The organism is Halorubrum sp. Atlit-28R (genome assembly GCF_003665955.1).
Classification (GTDB): domain Archaea; phylum Halobacteriota; class Halobacteria; order Halobacteriales; family Haloferacaceae; genus Halorubrum; species Halorubrum tropicale.
Genome location: NZ_QPLS01000004.1, coordinates 112,946 through 131,103 on the forward strand (window position 1 = coordinate 112,946; position 18,158 = coordinate 131,103).

15 protein-coding genes are annotated in these 18,158 nt (G+C 70.7%); 1 reads left to right on the plus strand and 14 read right to left on the minus strand.

Annotated features, from left to right (window positions below; genetic code table 11):
* Nucleotides 1-21: 21 nt before the first annotated feature.
* The 14 genes from argF to DVK06_RS08050 all read right to left on the minus strand — a co-directional run bounded on the left by argF (nucleotide 22) and on the right by DVK06_RS08050 (nucleotide 15,693).
* On the minus strand, nucleotides 22-921 hold the full coding sequence (gene argF / locus DVK06_RS07985) for an ornithine carbamoyltransferase (protein ID WP_121599919.1): 900 nt from the start codon (nucleotides 919-921) through the stop codon (nucleotides 22-24).
* Nucleotides 922-978: 57 nt separating this feature from the next.
* Nucleotides 979-2,142, minus strand: a complete 1,164-nt coding sequence (locus DVK06_RS07990; protein ID WP_121599920.1) for a [LysW]-lysine hydrolase — start codon at nucleotides 2,140-2,142, stop codon at nucleotides 979-981.
* Nucleotides 2,142-3,269, minus strand: coding sequence for an aspartate aminotransferase family protein (locus DVK06_RS07995; protein WP_121599921.1), 1,128 nt, complete (start codon nucleotides 3,267-3,269; stop codon nucleotides 2,142-2,144). Before DVK06_RS07995 ends, DVK06_RS07990 begins: the two co-directional genes overlap by 1 nt.
* On the minus strand, nucleotides 3,266-4,198 hold the full coding sequence (locus DVK06_RS08000) for an acetylglutamate/acetylaminoadipate kinase (protein ID WP_121599922.1): 933 nt from the start codon (nucleotides 4,196-4,198) through the stop codon (nucleotides 3,266-3,268). The genes DVK06_RS07995 and DVK06_RS08000 overlap by 4 nt, the downstream gene beginning before the upstream one ends.
* The gene (gene argC, locus DVK06_RS08005; protein WP_121599923.1) at nucleotides 4,195-5,268 is read right to left on the minus strand and encodes an N-acetyl-gamma-glutamyl-phosphate reductase; all 1,074 of its coding nucleotides are present in this window, start codon (nucleotides 5,266-5,268) and stop codon (nucleotides 4,195-4,197) included. Before argC ends, DVK06_RS08000 begins: the two co-directional genes overlap by 4 nt.
* Nucleotides 5,265-6,182, minus strand: coding sequence for a lysine biosynthesis protein LysX (gene lysX / locus DVK06_RS08010; RefSeq protein WP_121600046.1), 918 nt, complete (start codon nucleotides 6,180-6,182; stop codon nucleotides 5,265-5,267). The genes argC and lysX overlap by 4 nt, the downstream gene beginning before the upstream one ends.
* Nucleotides 6,183-6,223: 41 nt before the next feature.
* Nucleotides 6,224-6,412 carry a lysine biosynthesis protein LysW gene (lysW, locus tag DVK06_RS08015; RefSeq protein ID WP_004599337.1) on the minus strand — a complete coding sequence of 63 codons (189 nt, stop codon included), beginning with the start codon at nucleotides 6,410-6,412 and terminating at the stop codon, nucleotides 6,224-6,226.
* A 222-nt stretch (nucleotides 6,413-6,634) separates the two neighbouring features.
* Nucleotides 6,635-8,149: an argininosuccinate lyase gene (gene argH, locus DVK06_RS08020; RefSeq protein ID WP_121599924.1), complete on the minus strand. Its 1,515-nt coding sequence runs from the start codon at nucleotides 8,147-8,149 to the stop codon at nucleotides 6,635-6,637.
* Entirely contained in the window at nucleotides 8,150-9,388 is a 1,239-nt protein-coding gene (locus DVK06_RS08025; protein ID WP_121599925.1) for an argininosuccinate synthase, read from the minus strand.
* 359 nt (nucleotides 9,389-9,747) lie between these two features.
* Complete coding sequence (locus DVK06_RS08030; protein ID WP_053770352.1) at nucleotides 9,748-11,085, minus strand: glutamate-1-semialdehyde 2,1-aminomutase; 1,338 nt, start codon at nucleotides 11,083-11,085, stop codon at nucleotides 9,748-9,750.
* Between the two features lie 97 nt (nucleotides 11,086-11,182).
* Nucleotides 11,183-12,910: an ammonium transporter gene (locus tag DVK06_RS08035; protein ID WP_199718610.1), complete on the minus strand. Its 1,728-nt coding sequence runs from the start codon at nucleotides 12,908-12,910 to the stop codon at nucleotides 11,183-11,185.
* 497 nt (nucleotides 12,911-13,407) lie between these two features.
* A complete protein-coding gene (gene radA, locus DVK06_RS08040; RefSeq protein ID WP_053770354.1) occupies nucleotides 13,408-14,439 on the minus strand; it encodes a DNA repair and recombination protein RadA in 1,032 nt (343 codons plus the stop codon).
* 227 nt (nucleotides 14,440-14,666) lie between these two features.
* A complete protein-coding gene (locus tag DVK06_RS08045; protein ID WP_053770355.1) occupies nucleotides 14,667-15,167 on the minus strand; it encodes an ACT domain-containing protein in 501 nt (166 codons plus the stop codon).
* A gap of 55 nt (nucleotides 15,168-15,222) precedes the next feature.
* Nucleotides 15,223-15,693: a histidine kinase gene (locus DVK06_RS08050; RefSeq protein ID WP_121599926.1), complete on the minus strand. Its 471-nt coding sequence runs from the start codon at nucleotides 15,691-15,693 to the stop codon at nucleotides 15,223-15,225.
* Between the two features lie 185 nt (nucleotides 15,694-15,878).
* Between DVK06_RS08050 and DVK06_RS08055 the strand changes: the two genes are divergently transcribed.
* Nucleotides 15,879-18,095 (plus strand): ATP-dependent DNA helicase, encoded by a 2,217-nt coding sequence (locus tag DVK06_RS08055; protein WP_121599927.1) that lies wholly within the window; start codon nucleotides 15,879-15,881, stop codon nucleotides 18,093-18,095.
* Nucleotides 18,096-18,158 lie beyond the last annotated feature (63 nt).

An 18,158-nucleotide genomic window follows, 5' to 3' on the forward strand; every position in this document is an offset into this window, starting at 1 on the left:
CCCGCCGAGCGCCCGCAGGCCTCAGTCGTCGCCGAGCAGTTCGACGAGCAGGGCGTTCTGCGCGTGCATCCGGTTCTCCGCCTGGTCCCAGACGAGCGCGCGGTCGGATTCGAGCACGTCGTCGGTGATCTCCTCGCCGCGGTGCGCGGGGAGGCAGTGCATCACCCTCGCGTCGGTGCCGGCGAGCAGGTCGGCGTTCACCTGGAACCCGTCGAAGGCGGCGAGCTTCTCGTCGCGCACGTCCTCCTGGCCCATCGAGATCCACACGTCGGTGTACATCACGTCGGCGTCCTCGACGGCGGCCTCGGGGTCGGTCGTCGGCGTCACGTCCAGCCCGAACTCGGCGGCGCGGTCGAAGACGGAGGGGTTCATCCCGTAGTCGGCGGGGGTGGCCACCTCCACGTCGATCCCGGCCATCGCCGCGCCGACGACGAACGACTGCCCGACGTTGTTGCCGTCGCCGACCCACGCCACCGTGGCGTCCGCGCCGACCGTCTCGCGGATCGTGAGGAGGTCCGCGAGCGTCTGGCAGGGGTGCGCCTCGTCGGTGAGTCCGTTGATCACGGCGCAGTCGGCGTACTCCGCGAGCACCTCGACGTCCGCGTGGTCGAAGAGGCGCGCCATCACGCCGTCGACGTAGCGGCCGAGGACGCGCGCGGTGTCGCGCAGCGGCTCGCCGTGGCCCAGCTGGATGTCGTCGGGGCCGAGGAACATGGCGTGGCCGCCGAGCCGCGTCATCCCGGTCTCGAAGGAGACGCGGGTGCGCGTCGAGGGCTTCTCGAAGATCATCCCGAGCGTCGCGTCCGCCAGTCGGGGGTCGGTCTCGCCCGCCTTCATCGCGGCGGCGCGGTCGAGCAGGGCGTCCAGTTCGGCGGGCGTCACGTCGTCGATGTCGAGGAAGTCGTCGGTGGCGAGTGGCATCGTTGGGTGGTGTGGTGTCGTTGGAGACCGGTCGAGTTCGAAGGTCGTGGCGGTCGGTCAGCGTCGCTCGCGGCAGACCTCGGTCAGCACGGACACGGCGCGGTCGAGGTCGGGCAGCGGGAGCCGCTCGTCGGGCGCGTGGTCGAGGTCGGAGTTCCCGGGGCCGTAGGTGACCATCGGGCAGTCCCACGCGGCCGCGAAGAGGTTCATGTCGCTCGTGCCGGTCTTCCGGAGCAGGCGCACGTCGCCGCCGGCGCCCCGGATCGCGACGCGGAACGCCCGCGCGAGGTCGGTCCGGGGGCTCTCCATCACCGGCGGCATCGGCTCGCCCCAGTGGACCGAGCCGGTGGTCAGCTCGGCTTCCGCCAGCTCGTGGATCTCGTCGACCGGCCGCGAGGGCGGGACCCGGAGCTGGACGTCCATCGTCGCCTCGACGGCGAGCCCGTCGTCGCTCAGGCCGCCGTCGACCGAGATGGGCTTCGTCGTCACCTGGTCGAAGACGGCGGTCTCGTCGTCGTCGGGGGTGAACGTCTCCTCGACGCCGTGCCACCAGTCGATCGCGTGCTGGATCGCGTTCGGCTCCGGCCGCGAGGAGTGGCCCGACTCGCTCGTGTTCACGTACGTCCCCTCCAGCAGGCCGCGGTAGCCGAGGGTGATCCCCCGCCAGCCCGACGGCTCGCCGTTGATCACCGCCTCGGGCGCGTCGCGGTCGCCGATGAGGGCGCGCGCGCCGCCGGAGTCGACCTCCTCGCGGACGACGCCCGCGAACGAGACGCCCGTCTTCACCGCCGCGACCGCCATCGCGACGAGCGGGCCGGTCGCGTCGACCGCGCCGCGGCCCCACAGCACGGGGTCGCCGGGCTCGCCGACGCGCACGTCCGAGGGCTCGGGCAGCTCGCCCTCGGGCGGCGCCGGCCGCACCTCGACGGGGATGTCGCCCGGCACCGTGTCGACGTGGGAGGTGAGGAGGACGGCGTCGTCCGCCGGCGCGCGGACGTTCCCGGCGTCGTCGATCCACGCCTCCCGGCCGTTCGCCTCGAAGAAGTCGACGAGCCGCTCCGCGGCCCGCTCCTCCTCGCCCGACGGCGAGGGGATCGAGACCATGTCGTACAGCAGCTTCCGGGCGGGCGTGTCGCAGGCCGCCGGGTAGCCGCCGCCGGCGACCACGTCGCCGCCCCCCTCGGACGCGGCGTCGGCCTCACGTCCCTTCCCGGCCGCCATCAGCCGATCACCTCCTCGATCGCGTCGACGACCGCGTCGGCGTGCTCGCGCTCGATCGTCAGCGGCGGGAGCAGGCGGAGCACGGTCCGCCCCGCGGGGAGCGCGAGGATCTGGTGCTCGATGGCGAGGTCGCGCAGCAGCCGGTTCGAGCCGCGGCGCACCTCGATCCCCACCATCAGCCCGTCGCCGCGCACGTCGCGCACGTCGTCGCCGAGGCGGTCGCGGAGCTCGCCGCGGAGGTAGGACCCCACTTCGTCGGCGTGCGCGGGCAGGTCCTCGCGCTCGATCACGTCGAGGGTGGTGCCCGCCGCCGCGGAGACGACGGGGCCGCCGGAGAACGTCGACCCGTGGTCGCCGGCGTCCGCGGCGATCCAGTCGCGGCACAGCGTCGCGCCGATCGGGAGCCCGCTGCCGAGTCCCTTCGCGGTCGTGAGGATGTCCGGGACCACGTCGTGATTCTCCGCGGCCCACATCGACCCGGTCCGGCCGAGCCCGGTCTGGATCTCGTCGAGGATCATCGCGGCCCCGCTCGTCGCGGTCGCGACCCGGACGGCCTGGAGGTACTCGGTCGAGACGGGGTTGATCCCGCCCTCGCCCTGGAGCGGTTCCAGGATGACCGCGGCGGTGTCCTCGTCGACGGCCTCGCGCATCGCGTCGGCGTCGCCGTACTCGACGAACTCGACGCCGCCCGCGAGCGGGCCGAACCCCTGCTTGTACTTGTCCTTCCACGTCGTCGCGAGCGTCCCCATCGTCCGGCCGTGGAACCCCTGCGTGGTCGCGACGATCTTCTCGCGGCCCGTCGCGTGCCGGGCGAACTTCAGCGCGGCCTCGTTCGCCTCCGTGCCGGAGTTACAGAGCCAGACGTTGTCGACGTCGACGGGCGCGAGCTCGGCCAGCCGCTCGTACAGCGCCGTCCGCGCCGCGTGCGGGTACGACGCCTGGACGTACATGAGCTCCTCCAGCTGGCTCGTCGCGGCGTCGACGACCTCGGGGTGGCAGTGGCCGACCGGCGTACAGGCGTAGCTGGCGCCGAAGTCGAGGTACTCGGTGCCGTTCGCGTCCGTGAGGTGGACCCCGTCGCCCGAGGCGATCTCGATCGGCTTCTCGGAGAAGACGAAGCCGCTCACGCGGTCTCACCCCCTTCCTCGGGGGCCTCGCCGCCGCCGGCGTCGTCGCCCGCGCCGTCGCCGAGCGCGGACCGCTCGATGGCCGTCCCCTCGCCGCCGAGCGCGGCGACGACCGGGTCGCGGACGTTGGCGTCCGCGATCACGACGCGGCCGGCGCCGCCCTCGAGCGCCTCCGTCGCGGCCATCACCTTCTTGCCCATGAACCCCTCGGCGGCGTCCTCGACGGCCGCCAGCTCCTCGGGCGTCGCGGCCGCGTCGATGCGCGTCTCGGGGTCGTCCGGGTCGGCGTACACGCCCGACACGTCGGTCAGGAGGACGAGGTCGGCGCCGAGCGCGCCGGCGACCGCCGCGGCCGCGCGGTCGGCGTCCGCGTTGACGGGTGTCACCTCGCCGTCGCCCTCGTCGCCCGCCATCGGCGGCGAGACGACCGGGGTGTAGCCGTCGTCGAGGAGGCCGGCGAGCAGGTCGGCGTTCACCGACTCGATCCGTCCGGAGTGATCGCCGCGGCGGATCTTCCGCTTGCCGTCCTCGACGACGCGGACCGCCGACTTGCGGGGCCCGGAGAGGAGCCCGCCGTCGACGCCCGAGAGGCCGACCGCGTCGACCCCGGCCGACCGGAACCGCGCCGTCAGCTCGGTGTTGAGCTTGCCCGCCATCGCCATCGCGAACGCCTCCATCGTCGCCGCGTCGGTGAAGCGACCGGTGACGCCGGAGGCGGACTCGACGTACTCGGGCTCGATGCCGAGCCGTTCGAGCGTCTCGTCGACGACCGTCGAGCCGCCGTGGACGACGACGACCTCGCGGCCGTTCGCCGTCAGGTGCGCCACGTCGCCGACCGCGCCGGCGGGGTCGACCGCCTTCGCGCCGCCGACCTTCACGACGACCGGGGGCTCGTCGGCGGCCGCGCCGCCGGTCCGCTCCCCGCTCATGGCGATCCCACGGGGTGGAGCCCGTCGAACTCGAGGCCGGCGGTCTCGGGCAGCCCGAGCGCGACGTTCGCCGCGTGGACCGCCTGTCCCGCCGAGCCCTTGGTCATGTTGTCGATGGCCGAGAAGACGACGACGCGCCGGTTCCCGGGGTCGAGCTCGAAGCCGACCTCGCCGTGGTTCGTCCCGGCGACCGACTTCGGCTCGGGGTAGCGGTAGACGCCGCCCCCGCCCGAGACGATCCGCATGAACGGTTCGTCGGCGTAGGCGTCGCGGTACGCGCCCCACAGGTCGCCCTTCGAGACCGGCTCGTCGGGGAAGACGTGGCAGGTCGCGCTCGCGCCGCGCACCATGTCGACCGCGTGGACGGTGAAGGAGACGGAGAGGCCGAGGTACGCCTCGATCTCCGCCTCGTGGCGGTGCCCCGTGGGCGCGTACGGGCGCACGACGCCCGACCGCTCCGGATGCGAGGAGGCCGCGCCGCCGCCGGCGCCGCCCTCCGAGGAGCCGACCTTCACGTCCACGACGACCTCGCCGGCCTCGGGACCGAGCGCGCCCGCGTCGACGAGCGGCTTCAGCCCGAGGATCGCCGCGGTCGCGTTGCAGCCGCCGCCGGCGATCAGGTCGGCGCCAGGGAGATTTTCGCGGTTGATCTCCGGGAGCGCGTACTCGGCGCGTTCCAGGTACTCGGGCGACTCGTGGCCGTCGTACCACTCGTCGTAGGCGTCGGCCTCGGGGAGCCGGAAGTCCGCCGAGAGGTCGACGACCGTGTCGGCCGCCTGCAAGAACTCGTCGACCCGGCCCATCGAGACGCCGTGGGGCGTCGCCGCGAACAGCACGTCGACCGACTCTAGATCGTCGGGGTCCGAGAAGCGCAGGTCGAGCCCGCGCAGGTTCGGGTGCGAGCGCCCGACGGTCATGTTGTCGGCCGACCGCGAGGTGGCCTGGACGACCTCGAATCCCGGGTGGCCGGCGAGGAGCCGCAGCAGCTCGCCGCCGGTGAAGCCGGTGCCGCCGACGACGCTCGCGGTGTACGTCTCCGCGGTCGCGTCGCCGCCGTCGGTCGTGTTCACGCGTCCACCCCCGCGACCGATCCCTCGGCGAACTCGCCCGCTTTCGCCTCCAGCCAGTCGACGACCCGCGCCGGAACGTCCACGTCGGTGGCCGCGTCGAGCGCCTTGAACTCGACGGTGTGGTTCACCTCGTGGACGGTGTAGTCCTCCGCGCCGCCCTCGGCGGGGTCGGCGTCCGCGTCGACGCCCACTTCCATCAGGTCGACGCCGAGCATGCCGCCGCCGACCGCGTCCGAGGCCTTCTCGACCAGTTCCGTCGCCCGCTCGTCGAGGCCGAACGACTCCGTCTCGCCGCCCTTCGCGGCGTTCGTGAGCCAGTGGTCGGACGACCGCGTCATCGCCGCGACCGGCTCGCCGTCGACCGCCAGGACGCGGACGTCGCGGCCGGGCTTGTCGACGAACTCCTGGACGTAGAACACCTTGTGCTCGTAGTGGCCGAGCGTCTCCTTGTGTTCCAGTATCGCCTCGGCGGCGTTGCGCGAGTCGATCTTCGCCATCAGCCGGCCCCACGAACCAGTGACCGGCTTGAGGACGCACGGGTAGCCGAACTCCTCGATCGCTTCCAAGGCGGCCTCCTTCGTGAACGCCACCTCCGTCGCCGGGGTCGGCACGTCCGCCTCGGCGAGCGCAAGCGAGTTCCTCGCCTTGTCGGCGCAGACGTCGCCCGTCTCGGGGGAGTTCACCACCGGGACGCCGTAGCTGTCGAGGAAGCGGGTCGCGTACAGCGACCGGCTCGTCGACAGGCAGCGGTCGACGACGAGGTCGAGGTCGTCGACCACCGCCGTCGTGGACTCCAGCCCGAACCGCTCCTTCCGGATGTCGATCTTCTCGACCGCGTGGCCCCGGTCGCGAAGCTCGTCGAGGAGGAGCTTCTCGTCTTTCCGGATCCGAGAGTAGAGGACCCCTACGCGCATGTCGACCACTCGCGTGTCGCGGCCGTGGCGGTCGTCGCCATCTACTCGCCCCAGTCCTCCTCGAGCTCCGGCGCCTCCTCCAAGACGACCGGGTCGAGCGAGATGACCTCCAGTTCGGTCCCGGTGACCGGACTGTCGATGATCTCGCCGACCTCGACGTCGGCCGGGATCTCGATCTCCTCGCCCGTGATCGGGTCCTCCGCGGTCAGGGTGTCGGTGTCGCTCGTCATCGTGCCCACATCTCCGCCGTGAACGGGCATAAAGGCTTCGAACTTGTAAGATAATTTATACAAAGTGGATCGGCCGCTAACGGAAAGAGATCGGCGAAATACCGGCGTGTCGAGATCGAATGTCAGATCTCGGTAGTAAGTATGTCCCCCTACGGGGACGGTCGTCGTCGTCGGTCGGGTCGGTCCCGACCGAGCCGACGCCGACCTCGCGGGCGTCGCGGCTCAGACATAGCGGTCGACCTCCGCGTCCAGCGCCTCGCTCGCGTCGGCGAGCGCGTCGCGCTCGGCCGTCAGCGCGGCCTCGTCTCCCTCGATCCCCGCCTCGGCGTCGGCGAGCGCGTCGGCGAGCGCGTCGGGCGCCGGTCCCCCGACGGAGTCGCGGCTCGCGACGCTTTCGGCCGGGTCGAGCGTCGACTCCACGTCCTCGCGGCTCACGTACGCGGAGAGGGGCTCGCCCGTCACCTTTCGAGCGGCCTCGTCAACTTTTGCGGCCGCCGCGGCCGGCGAGTCGTCGTCCGCGACCGTCTCCGCCGCGGCCGCGACGATCTCGTGGGCCGTCCGGAAGGGTAACCCGCCGGTCGCGAGCAGGTCGGCGACGCCCGTGGCCGTCGAGAACCCCTCTCCGGCGGCCGTCGCGAGCGCCGCCTCGTCCCACTCGGCGGTCGCGACCGCGCCCGCGGCGACCTCGGTCGCCTCCCGCACGTCGCCCGCGACCTCGAAGACGCTCGCGTGAGCGCGCTGGAGGTCGCGGTTGTAGGCGCGCGGGAGCCCCTTCAGCAGGCTCAGCGTGCCGGTCGCCTCGCCGATCGCGTCGCCCGCCACGCCGCGGGTCAGCTCCAGCGTGTCGGGGTTCTTCTTCTGGGGCATGATCGAGGAGGTGGAGGCGTACGCGTCGGCCAGCTCGACGACGCCCTTGTTCGAGAAGACGATCAGGTCTTCCGCGAGCCCCGACAGCGTCGTCGCGAGCGTCGCGAGCGCGCTCGCCGACTCCGCGAGGAAGTCGCGCGCGGAGGCGGCGTCCATCGAGTTGCGGACCGTCCCGTCGAACCCGAGCAGCGCCGCCGTGCGGTCGCGGTCGACGTCGAACGGGGTCCCCGCGAACGCGGCCGCGCCGAGGGGCGACCGGTTCACGCGGTCGTACGCGTCGAGCAGCCGCTCCGTGTCGCGCGCGAGCCCGCCCTCGTACGACAGCAGGTAGTGTCCGACCGTCGTCGGCTGGGCCGGCTGGAGGTGGGTGTACCCCGGCATCACCGTCTCCGCGTGTTCTTCGGCGACCTCGACGAGGGCCTCGCGGGCCGCGACCGTCGCCTCGACGGCGTCGAGCAGGTCATCGCGCAGGCGGTAGCGGATACACGTCGCCACCTCGTCGTTGCGCGAGCGGGCGGTGTGCATCCGGCCGCCGTCCGGGCCGACCCGGTCGATGACCGCGGTCTCGATTGCCTCGTGGACGTCCTCGCCGGCGGGGAGTTCGCCGTGCCCGGCGGCCTCGACGGCGTCGAGCGCGCCGAGGATCTCGCCCGCGACCGCGTCGTCGACGATCCCCTGTTCCGCGAGCATGACCACGTGCGCGCGGTCGACCGCGAGGTCCGCCTCGAAGATGGCCGCGTCGGCCGCGAGGCTCGACAGGAACTCGCGGGCGGGGCCGCCGCTGAAGCGGTCGCGGCGGACGGCGGTGTCGCTCCCGCCGCTCGCTCCGCCGTCGGCGTCCGCCGCGGCGTCGGGATCGTCGTCGCTCATCTACTCCCCGGCGTCCGTCGCGTCCGGTTCACCGGATCCGTCGGTGGCCAGTTCGGGCTTCGAGACGCTCGCCTTCACGTCGTTCGCGAGGCGCTCTTGGAGGCCGTGGTACTTCGCGACGCCCGTCGCGTCGGACTGCGCGATGCCCGCCACGTCCTCGGTGTTGAACGAGGCCATCTCCTCGGAGTAGACGGCGTACTCGGAGTCGCGCGCGACGACGCGGCAGTCGCCGCCCGAGACCTTCACCGTTGCCGTGCCGGTGACCACGTCCTGCGTCTCGTCGACGAAGGCGTTCAGCGCGTCGACGACGGGCGCGAACACGAGCCCCTCGTAGGCCTTCTCGGACCACTCCTGCTCGATCCCCTTCTTGAACGAGCGCTCGTTCTTCGTCAAGACGAGGTCTTCGAGCGCCTGGTGGGCGGTCAAGAGGACGGTCGCGGCCGGGTGCTCGTAGTTCTCGCGCACCTTCAGCCCGAGCATGCGGTCCTCCATCACGTCGGTGCGGCCGACGCCGTAGCCGCCGGCGTACTCGTTGAGGTGCTGGATGAGCGGGACCGGGTCCATCGCCTCGCCGTCGACCGCGACCGGGACGCCCGCCTCGAACGTCACCTCGATGGTGGTCTCGCCCTCGGGCTCCGCGGTCCACTCGTAGATGTCCTCCGGCGGCTCGTAGTCCGGGTTCTCCAGCTTCCCGCCCTCGACCGCGCGCGACCAGATGTTCTCGTCGATGGACCAGACGCCGCCGTCGCCGGCCTCGACGGGAAGGTCCTTCTCGGCGGCGTAGTCGATCTCCCACTCGCGGGTGAGGCCCAGCTCGCGCACGGGGGCGATCACGTCGAGGTCGGAGCCGCGCCAGACCGCCTCGAAGCGGAGCTGGTCGTTGCCCTTCCCCGTACAGCCGTGCGCGATGGCGTCGCAGCCCTGCTCCTCGGCGACGCCGAGGATCGCCTCGGCGATGACCGGACGCGCGAGGGCGGTGCCGAGCGGGTAGCCCTGGTAGCTGGCGTTCGCCTTCACCGCATCGAAACAGAGGTCCGCGAACTCGTCTTTCGCGTCGACGACGTGGATGTCGAGCCCCAGCGCCTCCGCGGTCTCCTCGGCCTCGTCGAACTCCTCCGTCGGCTGGCCGACGTCGACGTTGACGCCGATGACCTCGTCGTAGCCGTACTCCTCTTTCAGCAGCGGTACGCAGACCGTGGTGTCGAGTCCCCCGCTGAACGCGAGTGCAACGCTCGTCATTACCAGTGTACACCCGGCCTAGACCTTTAAATTCAGCGGTTTTAATACTGTAAGAAAAACACGGAGCGGCCGCTCGCGGAACGCGGAGTCGGGACTCTTCGGAACGGAGCGGCGCGAACGCGACGAGAGGTGAGGATTACTGGCCCGAAGGGCCTCGTCGTCGCGCCGCGCCGGAGGCCGGTCGCGGCGGTCGGACATCTCGTCGCGGTCGCAGGGCTCGTCGGTCTCGGAGAAGGGCGGCGTCGAGACGAGCCGCTGCGGTCATCACGTGTACATATCCGATCTCCGGTATAAAACTGTTCCGCACCGCTCCACCGTCGCAAGGCTTGCCGGACCGGTTCCCGAGGGCGTCCGCCCGACTACAGCGCCTCGCGGTACGCCGCCAGCGTCTTCTCGACGTCCTCCTCGGTGTGCGCGTAGGAGGTGAACTGGCACTCGAACTGGTTCGCGGTGAGGAACACGCCGCGGTCTTTCATCTCCTGCCAGAACACGCGCTCCCAGCGGTCGGTCGCGGCGTCGGCCACGTCGGCGCCCGTCTTCGGGCAGGCGTCGTACCGGGCGCAGTCGGGGTCCTGTCGGCAGCCACCCGCGCAGCAGGCGTCGACGTCGTCGGGCGCCTCGCGGGTGAACACCGTCTTGAACATCGAGTCGGTGCCGACGACGGTGTACTCCGGCGCGCGCTCGGCGCAGATCTCGGCGATCCCCTCGCGGAGCTTCCGACCGAGGCGGTTGACGTGCTCGTACACGTCGTTCTCGGCGGCGTACTCCAGGCCGGCCTTCCCGGCGGCCATCGTCACCGGGTGCCCGGAGAAGGTCCCGGACTGGAACACCTCGCCGGCCGGGGTGAACCCCTCGACGATCTCCGCCTTCCCGCCGATGGCGCCGACGGGGAAGCCGCCGCCGATGATCTTGCCGAACGTCGTCACGTCGGGGGTGACGCCGAACTTCGACTGCGCGCAGCCGAGGCCGCCCACCCGGAACCCGGTGATCACCTCGTCGAAGATCAGAAGCGAGCCGTGGTCGTCACAGAGGTCCCGCAGCGTCTCGTGGTAGCCGTCGACGGGCATCACGATCCCCATGTTGGCTAAGATTGGCTCCACGAGGACGGCGGCGATGTCGTCGCCGTGCTCCGCGAACACCTCCTTGGCCGCCGCCGGGTCGTTGAACGGGATCGGCAGGGTGTGCTCGGCGAACGACTCGGGGATCCCCGCCGTCGAGGGGTGCGCGTCCCCCGGCGACCCCTCGACGAGGGTCGACTCCTGCGCGCCGTGGTAGCCGCCCTGCATCACGACGATCTTGTCGCGGTCGGTGTGGCCGCGGGCGAGCCGCACCGCCGACACCGTCGCCTCCGTGCCGGAGTTGACGAAGCGGATCGACTCCACGCTGGGGACGTGGCGAGCGACGAACTCGGCGTGTTCGACCTCGACCTCCGTGGGCGCGCCGTACATGGGCCCCTCTGCGACGTGGGACTGGACCGCCGCCTCGACCGGGTCGGGGAGGTCGTGGCCGTACAGCAGCGGCCCGTACCCCATCACCCAGTCGACGTAGCGGTTCCCGTCCGCGTCGATCACGTGGCCGCCGTCGCCGCGCTCGACGAAGAACGGATGCGGCATCGTCGCCCGGACCGAGGAGTTGACGCCGCCGGGCATCGCCGACAGCGCGCGGTCGTACAGCCCGCGCGAGCGCTCGTGGTTCATACCGATCGGTTGGGGCGTCGGGCTGAAAGTAGTTGCCGAACCGGGCGAACCGCTTCGGACGCCGAAAAAACGACCCGTCGGACCGCGCGTCGCGCGCCTACACCGCCTCCGGACCGGTCGCGCCCGTCCGGACCTGTAGCGCGTCCTCGACGGGCATGATGAACACCTTGCCGTCGCCCGCCTCGCCGGTCTTCGCGGCGTCGGCGATGGCGTTCGCGACCTCGTCGGCCGGGATGTCGGCGACGACGACCTCGACTTTCACCTTCTGGTGGAGGTCGACAGTGAACTCCTCGCCGCGCCACTGGCCGGTCTTCGCGGGCTGGGAGCCGCGACCGGAGACGTTCGTGACGGTGAGCGACGGCGCCTGCACCTCGGCGAGCGCCTGCTTGATGTCGCCGAGCTTGTCGGGCCGGACGACCGCCGTGACCATCTTGATCTGCGTGCCCGCCTCCGCGCCGCCGTCGGCGCGCGGCGACCCGCCGTCGGACTCGGTCGTGTCGACGACGGCCGGGCCGCCGTCGGTGGCGACGCGGTCGCCGCCGAACTCGGGGTAGGTCTCGACGCCGTGCTCGGAGATGTCGAGCCCCTCCTGTTCGTGCTCCGGCGTGACGCGCGCCTCGCCGGACGCCTTGAGCACGTACCAGACCGCGGCGGTCGCGGTGATCGTCCAGCCGCCGATGATGACCACGCCCACGAGCTGGGCGACGAAGTGCGCGCCGATGCCGGCGCTGAGCTGGCCCGGCGCGGCGACGAACGGGAACAGCAGCGTGCCGAGCACGCCCGCGCTCCCGTGGACCGGGAACACCGCGCAGACGTCGTCGATCTTCAGCGTGTCGGAGACGAACTCGAAGACGATCGGGAGCTGCGCGCCTGCGAGGCCGCCGACGACGACGGCGCCCCACCACGCCGTGGTGTCGGGGATGGCGGTGATGCCGACGAGACCGGCGAGCAGGCCGTTCGCGACGTACAGCGTGTCGACCTTCCCGGTCTTGAGCCACACGACGAGCGCGGCGCCGATCCCGCCCGACGCCATCGCGATCGTCGTCCCCATCGCGACGAGGTTGAGCGTCAGCGTGTTGAACACGCCGCCGCTGACGACGGACGCCGTGCCGACGTTGAAGCCGTACCAGCCGAACGCGAGGACGAGCGTCCCCAGCACGGCGAACGTCAGCGAGTGGCCGGGGATGACGTTCGTCGAGCCGTCCTTCGCGTAGCGGTCCATCCGCGGACCGAGGACGGCCGCGGCCGTGAGGCCCGCGATACCGCCCATGCCGTGGACGATCATGCCGCCCGCGAAGTCGTGGAACGCGACGCCGGTCAGCTGAGCGACGAGCCCGTCACCGGAGGCCGACCAGGTGAACGCGATGACCATCGGGTAGATGACCGCGGCCAGCAGGAACGTGTACGTGACGTACGCGCGGAGCTTCGCGCGCCCCGCGACCGCCCCGGAGACGATCGTCGCGGCGGTCATCGCGAAGACGGCGCCGTAGAGCCAGTTGACGTACGGGCCGACGACGCCGGACTCGACGGCCATCTCGCCGCCGGAGAACAGCGCGCCCGCCGCCGACGTGATCCCCGCCGACCCGTTCACGAGGCTCGTGAACGCCGTGCCGATGAGGAAGAACACCGTCACCCCGACGCTCCAGGTCAGGAGGTTCTTCGTCAGCTGGTTCGCGACGTTCTTCGAGCGTACCTGGCCCGCCTCCAGCATGGCGAAGCCGGCGTGCATGAAGAAGATGAGGAAGGTGACGACGAGGATCCACGTTCCGTTCATCGCGGACGCGAACGTGCTCGGGTCGATCGCCGCGAGGACGCCGGCCGTCACGCTTCACCCACCTCTACTGAACGCGCGTCTGGTTCGAACCGTGTTTCGCTCGTGTTCATGCGTTGAATCACGTCTCGACTCCCGGGAACGCCCACATATAAACGTTCGAGTTGGGTTTCTCAAAAAATGCGTTTGATAATACGCCGCACGTCAGATATAAAGACGAAGATATGTAATATAAGGATGTTTAACGCGAGATTCCGCGGCAATCGTTGCGAGAGAACCGAACGGACGTATTATCAAAAAGTTGCTATTTCACCGCCGATCGGGTGGAATCCGGCGCATCGCGCCGAGGCGCGGGCGGTCGTGGCAAAAATCGCCACAGCCAAATCGCGTCTACCGGTGAAAAAGGCCCCCTACCTGTCGATATCGGGCGTTTCGGCGGCGTTCGAAGAAAGTTGACGTTCGTCAACCGGCCGCGCGGTCGGGCGACCGCCCGTCCGATCCGCGCGAGCCGCCCGCCCGACGCGCCGCCCGCGGGGAGACCGACCCGCCGGTCACTCGGGCTTCAGCCCCTCGTTCTGGACGCGCATCACGGCCTCACCGTCGGCGAGGTTCGGCGCGTCGACGAGGCGGACGATCCGCTTGTCGCCCTTCGACTTCCGGAGGTAGATCCGGAAGGTGGAGGCGTGCCCGAGGATGTTGCCGCCGATCGCCTGGGTCGGGTCGCCGAAGTAGGAGTCCGGGTTCGACGCGACCTGGTTGGTGACGAGGATGGCGGTGTTGTACAGGTCGCCGAGGCGCATCAGGTCGTGGAGGTGCTTGTTGAGCTTCTGCTGTCGCTCGGCGAGCTCGCCGCGGCCGACGTACTCCGCGCGGAAGTGCGCGGTGAGCGAGTCGACGCAGACGATCCGGATCGGCCACTCCGTCTCCTCGTGTTCGCCGGCAAGCTCCTTCGCCTTCTCGGCGAGGAGGATCTGGTGGTTGGAGTTGAACGCCTTCGCGACGTGAATCTGGTCGAGGAACGCCTCGACGAGCGCCGCTAACGCCTCCTCGTCCGAGGGCGTGCCCTCGATCTCGCGGCGCTCCATCTCGTCGGCGAGGATCTCGTCGTCGAGCCCCCGGACCATGTCGTCGATCCGCTCCGGGCGGAACGTGTCCTCGGAGTCGACGAAGATACAGCCGCCGTCGAGGCCGCCGTTCTCCGGCTCCAGCTGGACGTTGACCGCCATCTGGTGGGTGACCTGCGACTTGCCGGACCCAAACTCGCCGTACACCTCGGTGATCGACTGGGTCTCGATGCCGCCGCCGAGGAGGTCGTCGACCTCGTCGATCTGCCAGGAGAGCTTGCCGATCTCCTGGCGGCGCTCAAGCACGCTCGCGCCCGTCTCGAACCCGCCCACGTCGGCGGCGTCGCGGGCGGCGTTGATGATGTCCGCGGCGGACGACTCGCCGATGTCGGCGGTGTTGGACATCTCGCCGGGGCTCGCGACCGCGATCGACTGGTAGCTCTCGAATCCGTTGTCCACGAGCTTGTCCGCGGTCGCCGGGCCGACGCCGGGGAGGTCCTCGAGTTCGTCTTCAGGCATGTACACGGTCCTTGTTCGCCATCGGGTATAAAGACTGGTTTACACCCGAGTGAAAGTGAAACGGACGCGGCGAGTCCGCTCGCTCGCGGTTCGCTCGCTCTCGAACGGACTCGCCGGAGCGGACGCCCCGACGGGCCGGTGAAACTGGTCGGAGGGGCGCCGCCGCGGCGGGTGCGCGCCTCGGGCGTCGCCGCCGCGAAAAGGACGTGACGCCGACCGAGGGGGCCTCAGAAGCCGACGCGGCGGACGTAGTCGAGGTCGCGGATCTCCACGAGCAGGTCACCCGACAGGTCGGCGTCGGTGATCACGTACAGCTTCGGGTCGTCGGTGAACTCGGGGTCCTCGCTCAGCACCTGTCGGATCGAGACGCCACGGTCGGCTAAGATTCCGGTCACCTCGGCGACGATCCCGGCCTCGTCGGCGGCCGCGACCTCGATGGTGAGCACCGTGAGGTCCAGGACGGGCGCTAAGTCCATCAGGCTCGGTACCGACGAGATGTTGGTGAAGATGCGCTTCAGCTCGGGGTCGGCCAGGATCGCGTCCGTCGTCGAGTCGACGACGCGGCGGTCGACGTCGAGCTCGCGCGCGATGCCGGTGTACGGGATCTCGATCCCGCCGGAGACGACCCGACCCTCCTCGTTGACCGAGAAGCCGCGCTCCAGGAACAGCCGGATCACCGCCTGCTGGCTGGGTGACCCCTCGAACTTCTCGAGGATCTCGTCGAACATTCGTTGCTACGGATCGGCGATACGAGGGGTTAAAAATGGGGTCCCGTCGCAGCGGTCAGTTCGCCATCGCCGAGTAGACGCCCCCGAGGACTGCGCCGTAGACGACGTGGCCGACGAGGCTCTCGACTCCGACGTTCGGCAGCGGAGGCGCGCCCGCGAAGCCAACGGCGCCCAGCCAGATCGGCATCACGACGACGGCGAGCGCGACCCACACGACGAGGCCGTAGCCCGCGCCGGCGCCGACGCCTGTCCCGATCGAGTCGCCGAGAGCGGGTCTCAGGCTCGCGATCGCGACGAGTCCGAGACCGATGATCGCGCCGTGGGACACGTGGATCACCCAGCCGAGGGCGCCGGCGGGCCCCGCGATGCCGTACATCGCCGGGATCCCCATCTCGAGGACGCCGGGCGTCAGTATCGACATCATCGCGCCGAAGGCGAGCGCTCCGACGATGCCGCCGGTCACGCCCGCCTGCCAGCGTCCGGTCTCGGTCGGTACGTCGGTCGCAGTCGCAGTTTCTGTGGCCATGTCACTACCGAGGTGGCCTGAGAACCGGTGATAGATGCCGGAATAATGCGACTCGCTCGCACCGACCCCAAAGAAATATATATTTGTTGAAGCCTCAAATACGGACTAAAATCGGCTCGCCCCCGCCGGACCACTTCCGCCTCGCCACCCCACCCCTTTTGGCCGGTGGCGCCGAACCCCACCCCGTGTCAGAGTCGCCGCACCTGCGGTTCTTCCCGTACGAGGAGCCCTACCCGAACCAGCGCGAGGCGATGGACAGGGTCGCCAACGCGTTAGACCGGGGGCAGGACGTGCTGTTCGAGGGGGCGCCCGGGACGGGCAAGACGCTCTCCGCGCTCGTGCCCGCCCTGGAACACGCCCGCGAGCACGACCGCACGGTCGTCATCACGACCAACGTCCACCAGCAGATGCGGCAGTTCGTCGAGGACGCCCGCGCCATCACCCGCGAGGAGCCGATCCGCGCCGTCGTCTTCAAGGGGAAGTCGTCGATGTGCCACATCGACGTCGACTATCAGGAGTGTCAGACCCTCCGGGACACCACCCGCGAGATGGTCGAGACGGAGTCGGAGGTCCGCGAACTGGAGTCGCGACAGCGCGAGCTGTTAGCCGAGAGCCGCGAGGGCGACGCGAGCGCCGCGGAGGCCCGCGAGGCGATCATGGACGAGCTCGACGAGCTGGAGGGCGAGCTCGACGAGTACGAGGCCGCGAACGTCTGCGAACACTACCGGAACAACCTCACCCGCGACACCGACGAGTTCTTCGGCTGGCTGTTCGAGGACGTCCGGACCCCCGAAGACGTGTACGCGTACGCCGACGAGCGCGAGCTGTGCGGCTACGAGCTGCTGAAGGAGGGAATGGAGGGCGTCGACCTCGTCGTCTGTAACTACCACCACCTCCTCGACCCGAACATCCGCGAGCAGTTCTTCCGCTGGATCGACCGCGACCCGAGCGAGATAATCACCGTCTTCGACGAGGCGCACAACATCGAGGACGCCGCGCGCGACCACGCCACCCGGACGCTGACCGAGAACACCTTAGACGCCGCGCTCGACGAGCTGGCCGACAGCGACGACTCCCGCGCCGAGCCCGCGGAGAACGTCCTCCGCGCCTTCCGCGACGCCCTCGTCGAGACCTACGAGGACGGGCTCGGGTTCGGCGGAGTCGACGAGAACTGGGAGGACGTCTCGATCGCCAACGACGACCGCCGCGACGACCTCACGCTGGCGTTCCTCCGCAACTACGAGGGGCGAGGGATCGACGCCGAGGCCGAGCTCGCCGTCCAGCTCGGCCAGGCGATAGACGAGGAGTACGAGCGCCGCTACCGCGACGGCGAGGCGACGACCCGCTCGGAGTCGCAGACGCTCGCGGCCGCCCGGTTCGTCGCGACGTGGATGGACGAGGGGGCCGAGTTTGGCCAGTACCCGGTGGTCTCCGTCCGGCGCGACGCGGGCACAGACGAGGTGTACGGGCGGGCGGAGCTGTACACCTGTATCCCGCGGAGCGTCACCGGCGAGCTGTTCGACGAGGTGGCCGCCTCGGTCCTGATGAGTGCGACGCTGCGCCCGTTCGACGTGACCGAGGACGTGCTGGGGTTGGAGGACGTCGCGTCGATGGCCTACGAGATGGGCTACCCCGAGGCGAACCGCCGGACGTTCGCCGCCGACGTGCCGCCGCTTTTCGCCTCGGACCGCAACGACCCGGAGACCCAAGAGGCGGTGTCGTCGCTGCTCCGCGACGCGATCCGATTCACTCCGGGCAACGCGCTCGCCTTCTTCCCCTCGTACGCGGAGGCCGAGCGCTACCACGAGCGGCTCACCGGCCCGGGCGGGGCGGCGTCCGGCGGCGTCGCCGAGGGCTCCGGCAAGGCGGGCGCGGCCGACCTCGGAACCGTCTACCTCGACGGCCCGGGCGTGGACGAGGAGCGGCTCCGCAGCGAGTTCGTCGAGAGCGACGGCGCCGCGCTGTTCACGTCGCTGTGGGGGACGCTCGGCGAGGGGGTGAGCTTCGACGGCGACGACGCCCGCACGGTCGTCGTCGTGGGCGTCCCGTACCCGCACCTCTCGGACCGCACCCAGGCCGTTCAGGACGCCTACGACCGGGCGTTCGCGGACCGCGACCGCGCCCGCGACCCGGGGTGGACCTACGCGGTCGAGATCCCGACGATCCGCAAGACGCGGCAGGCGCTCGGGCGCGTGATCCGCGGGCCCGACGACTTCGGGGTTCGAATCCTCGCGGACCGCCGCTACACGACCGCCGACATGGGGAAGTACTCGGTTCGGTCCGCGTTCCCGCCCGAGGAGCGCGAGGAGCTGCTCGACGTCGACCCGACGAAGCTGAAGTTCGCGATGCTGAACTTCTACCAGGACCACGACGCCTACGACGGCCAGCCGCCGTCGCCGTGAGGCGGTCGCGGGCGGGGTCCGCCGCCGCCGCGCCGCGGTCGTTCGCGAGGACCGCCGGCGACC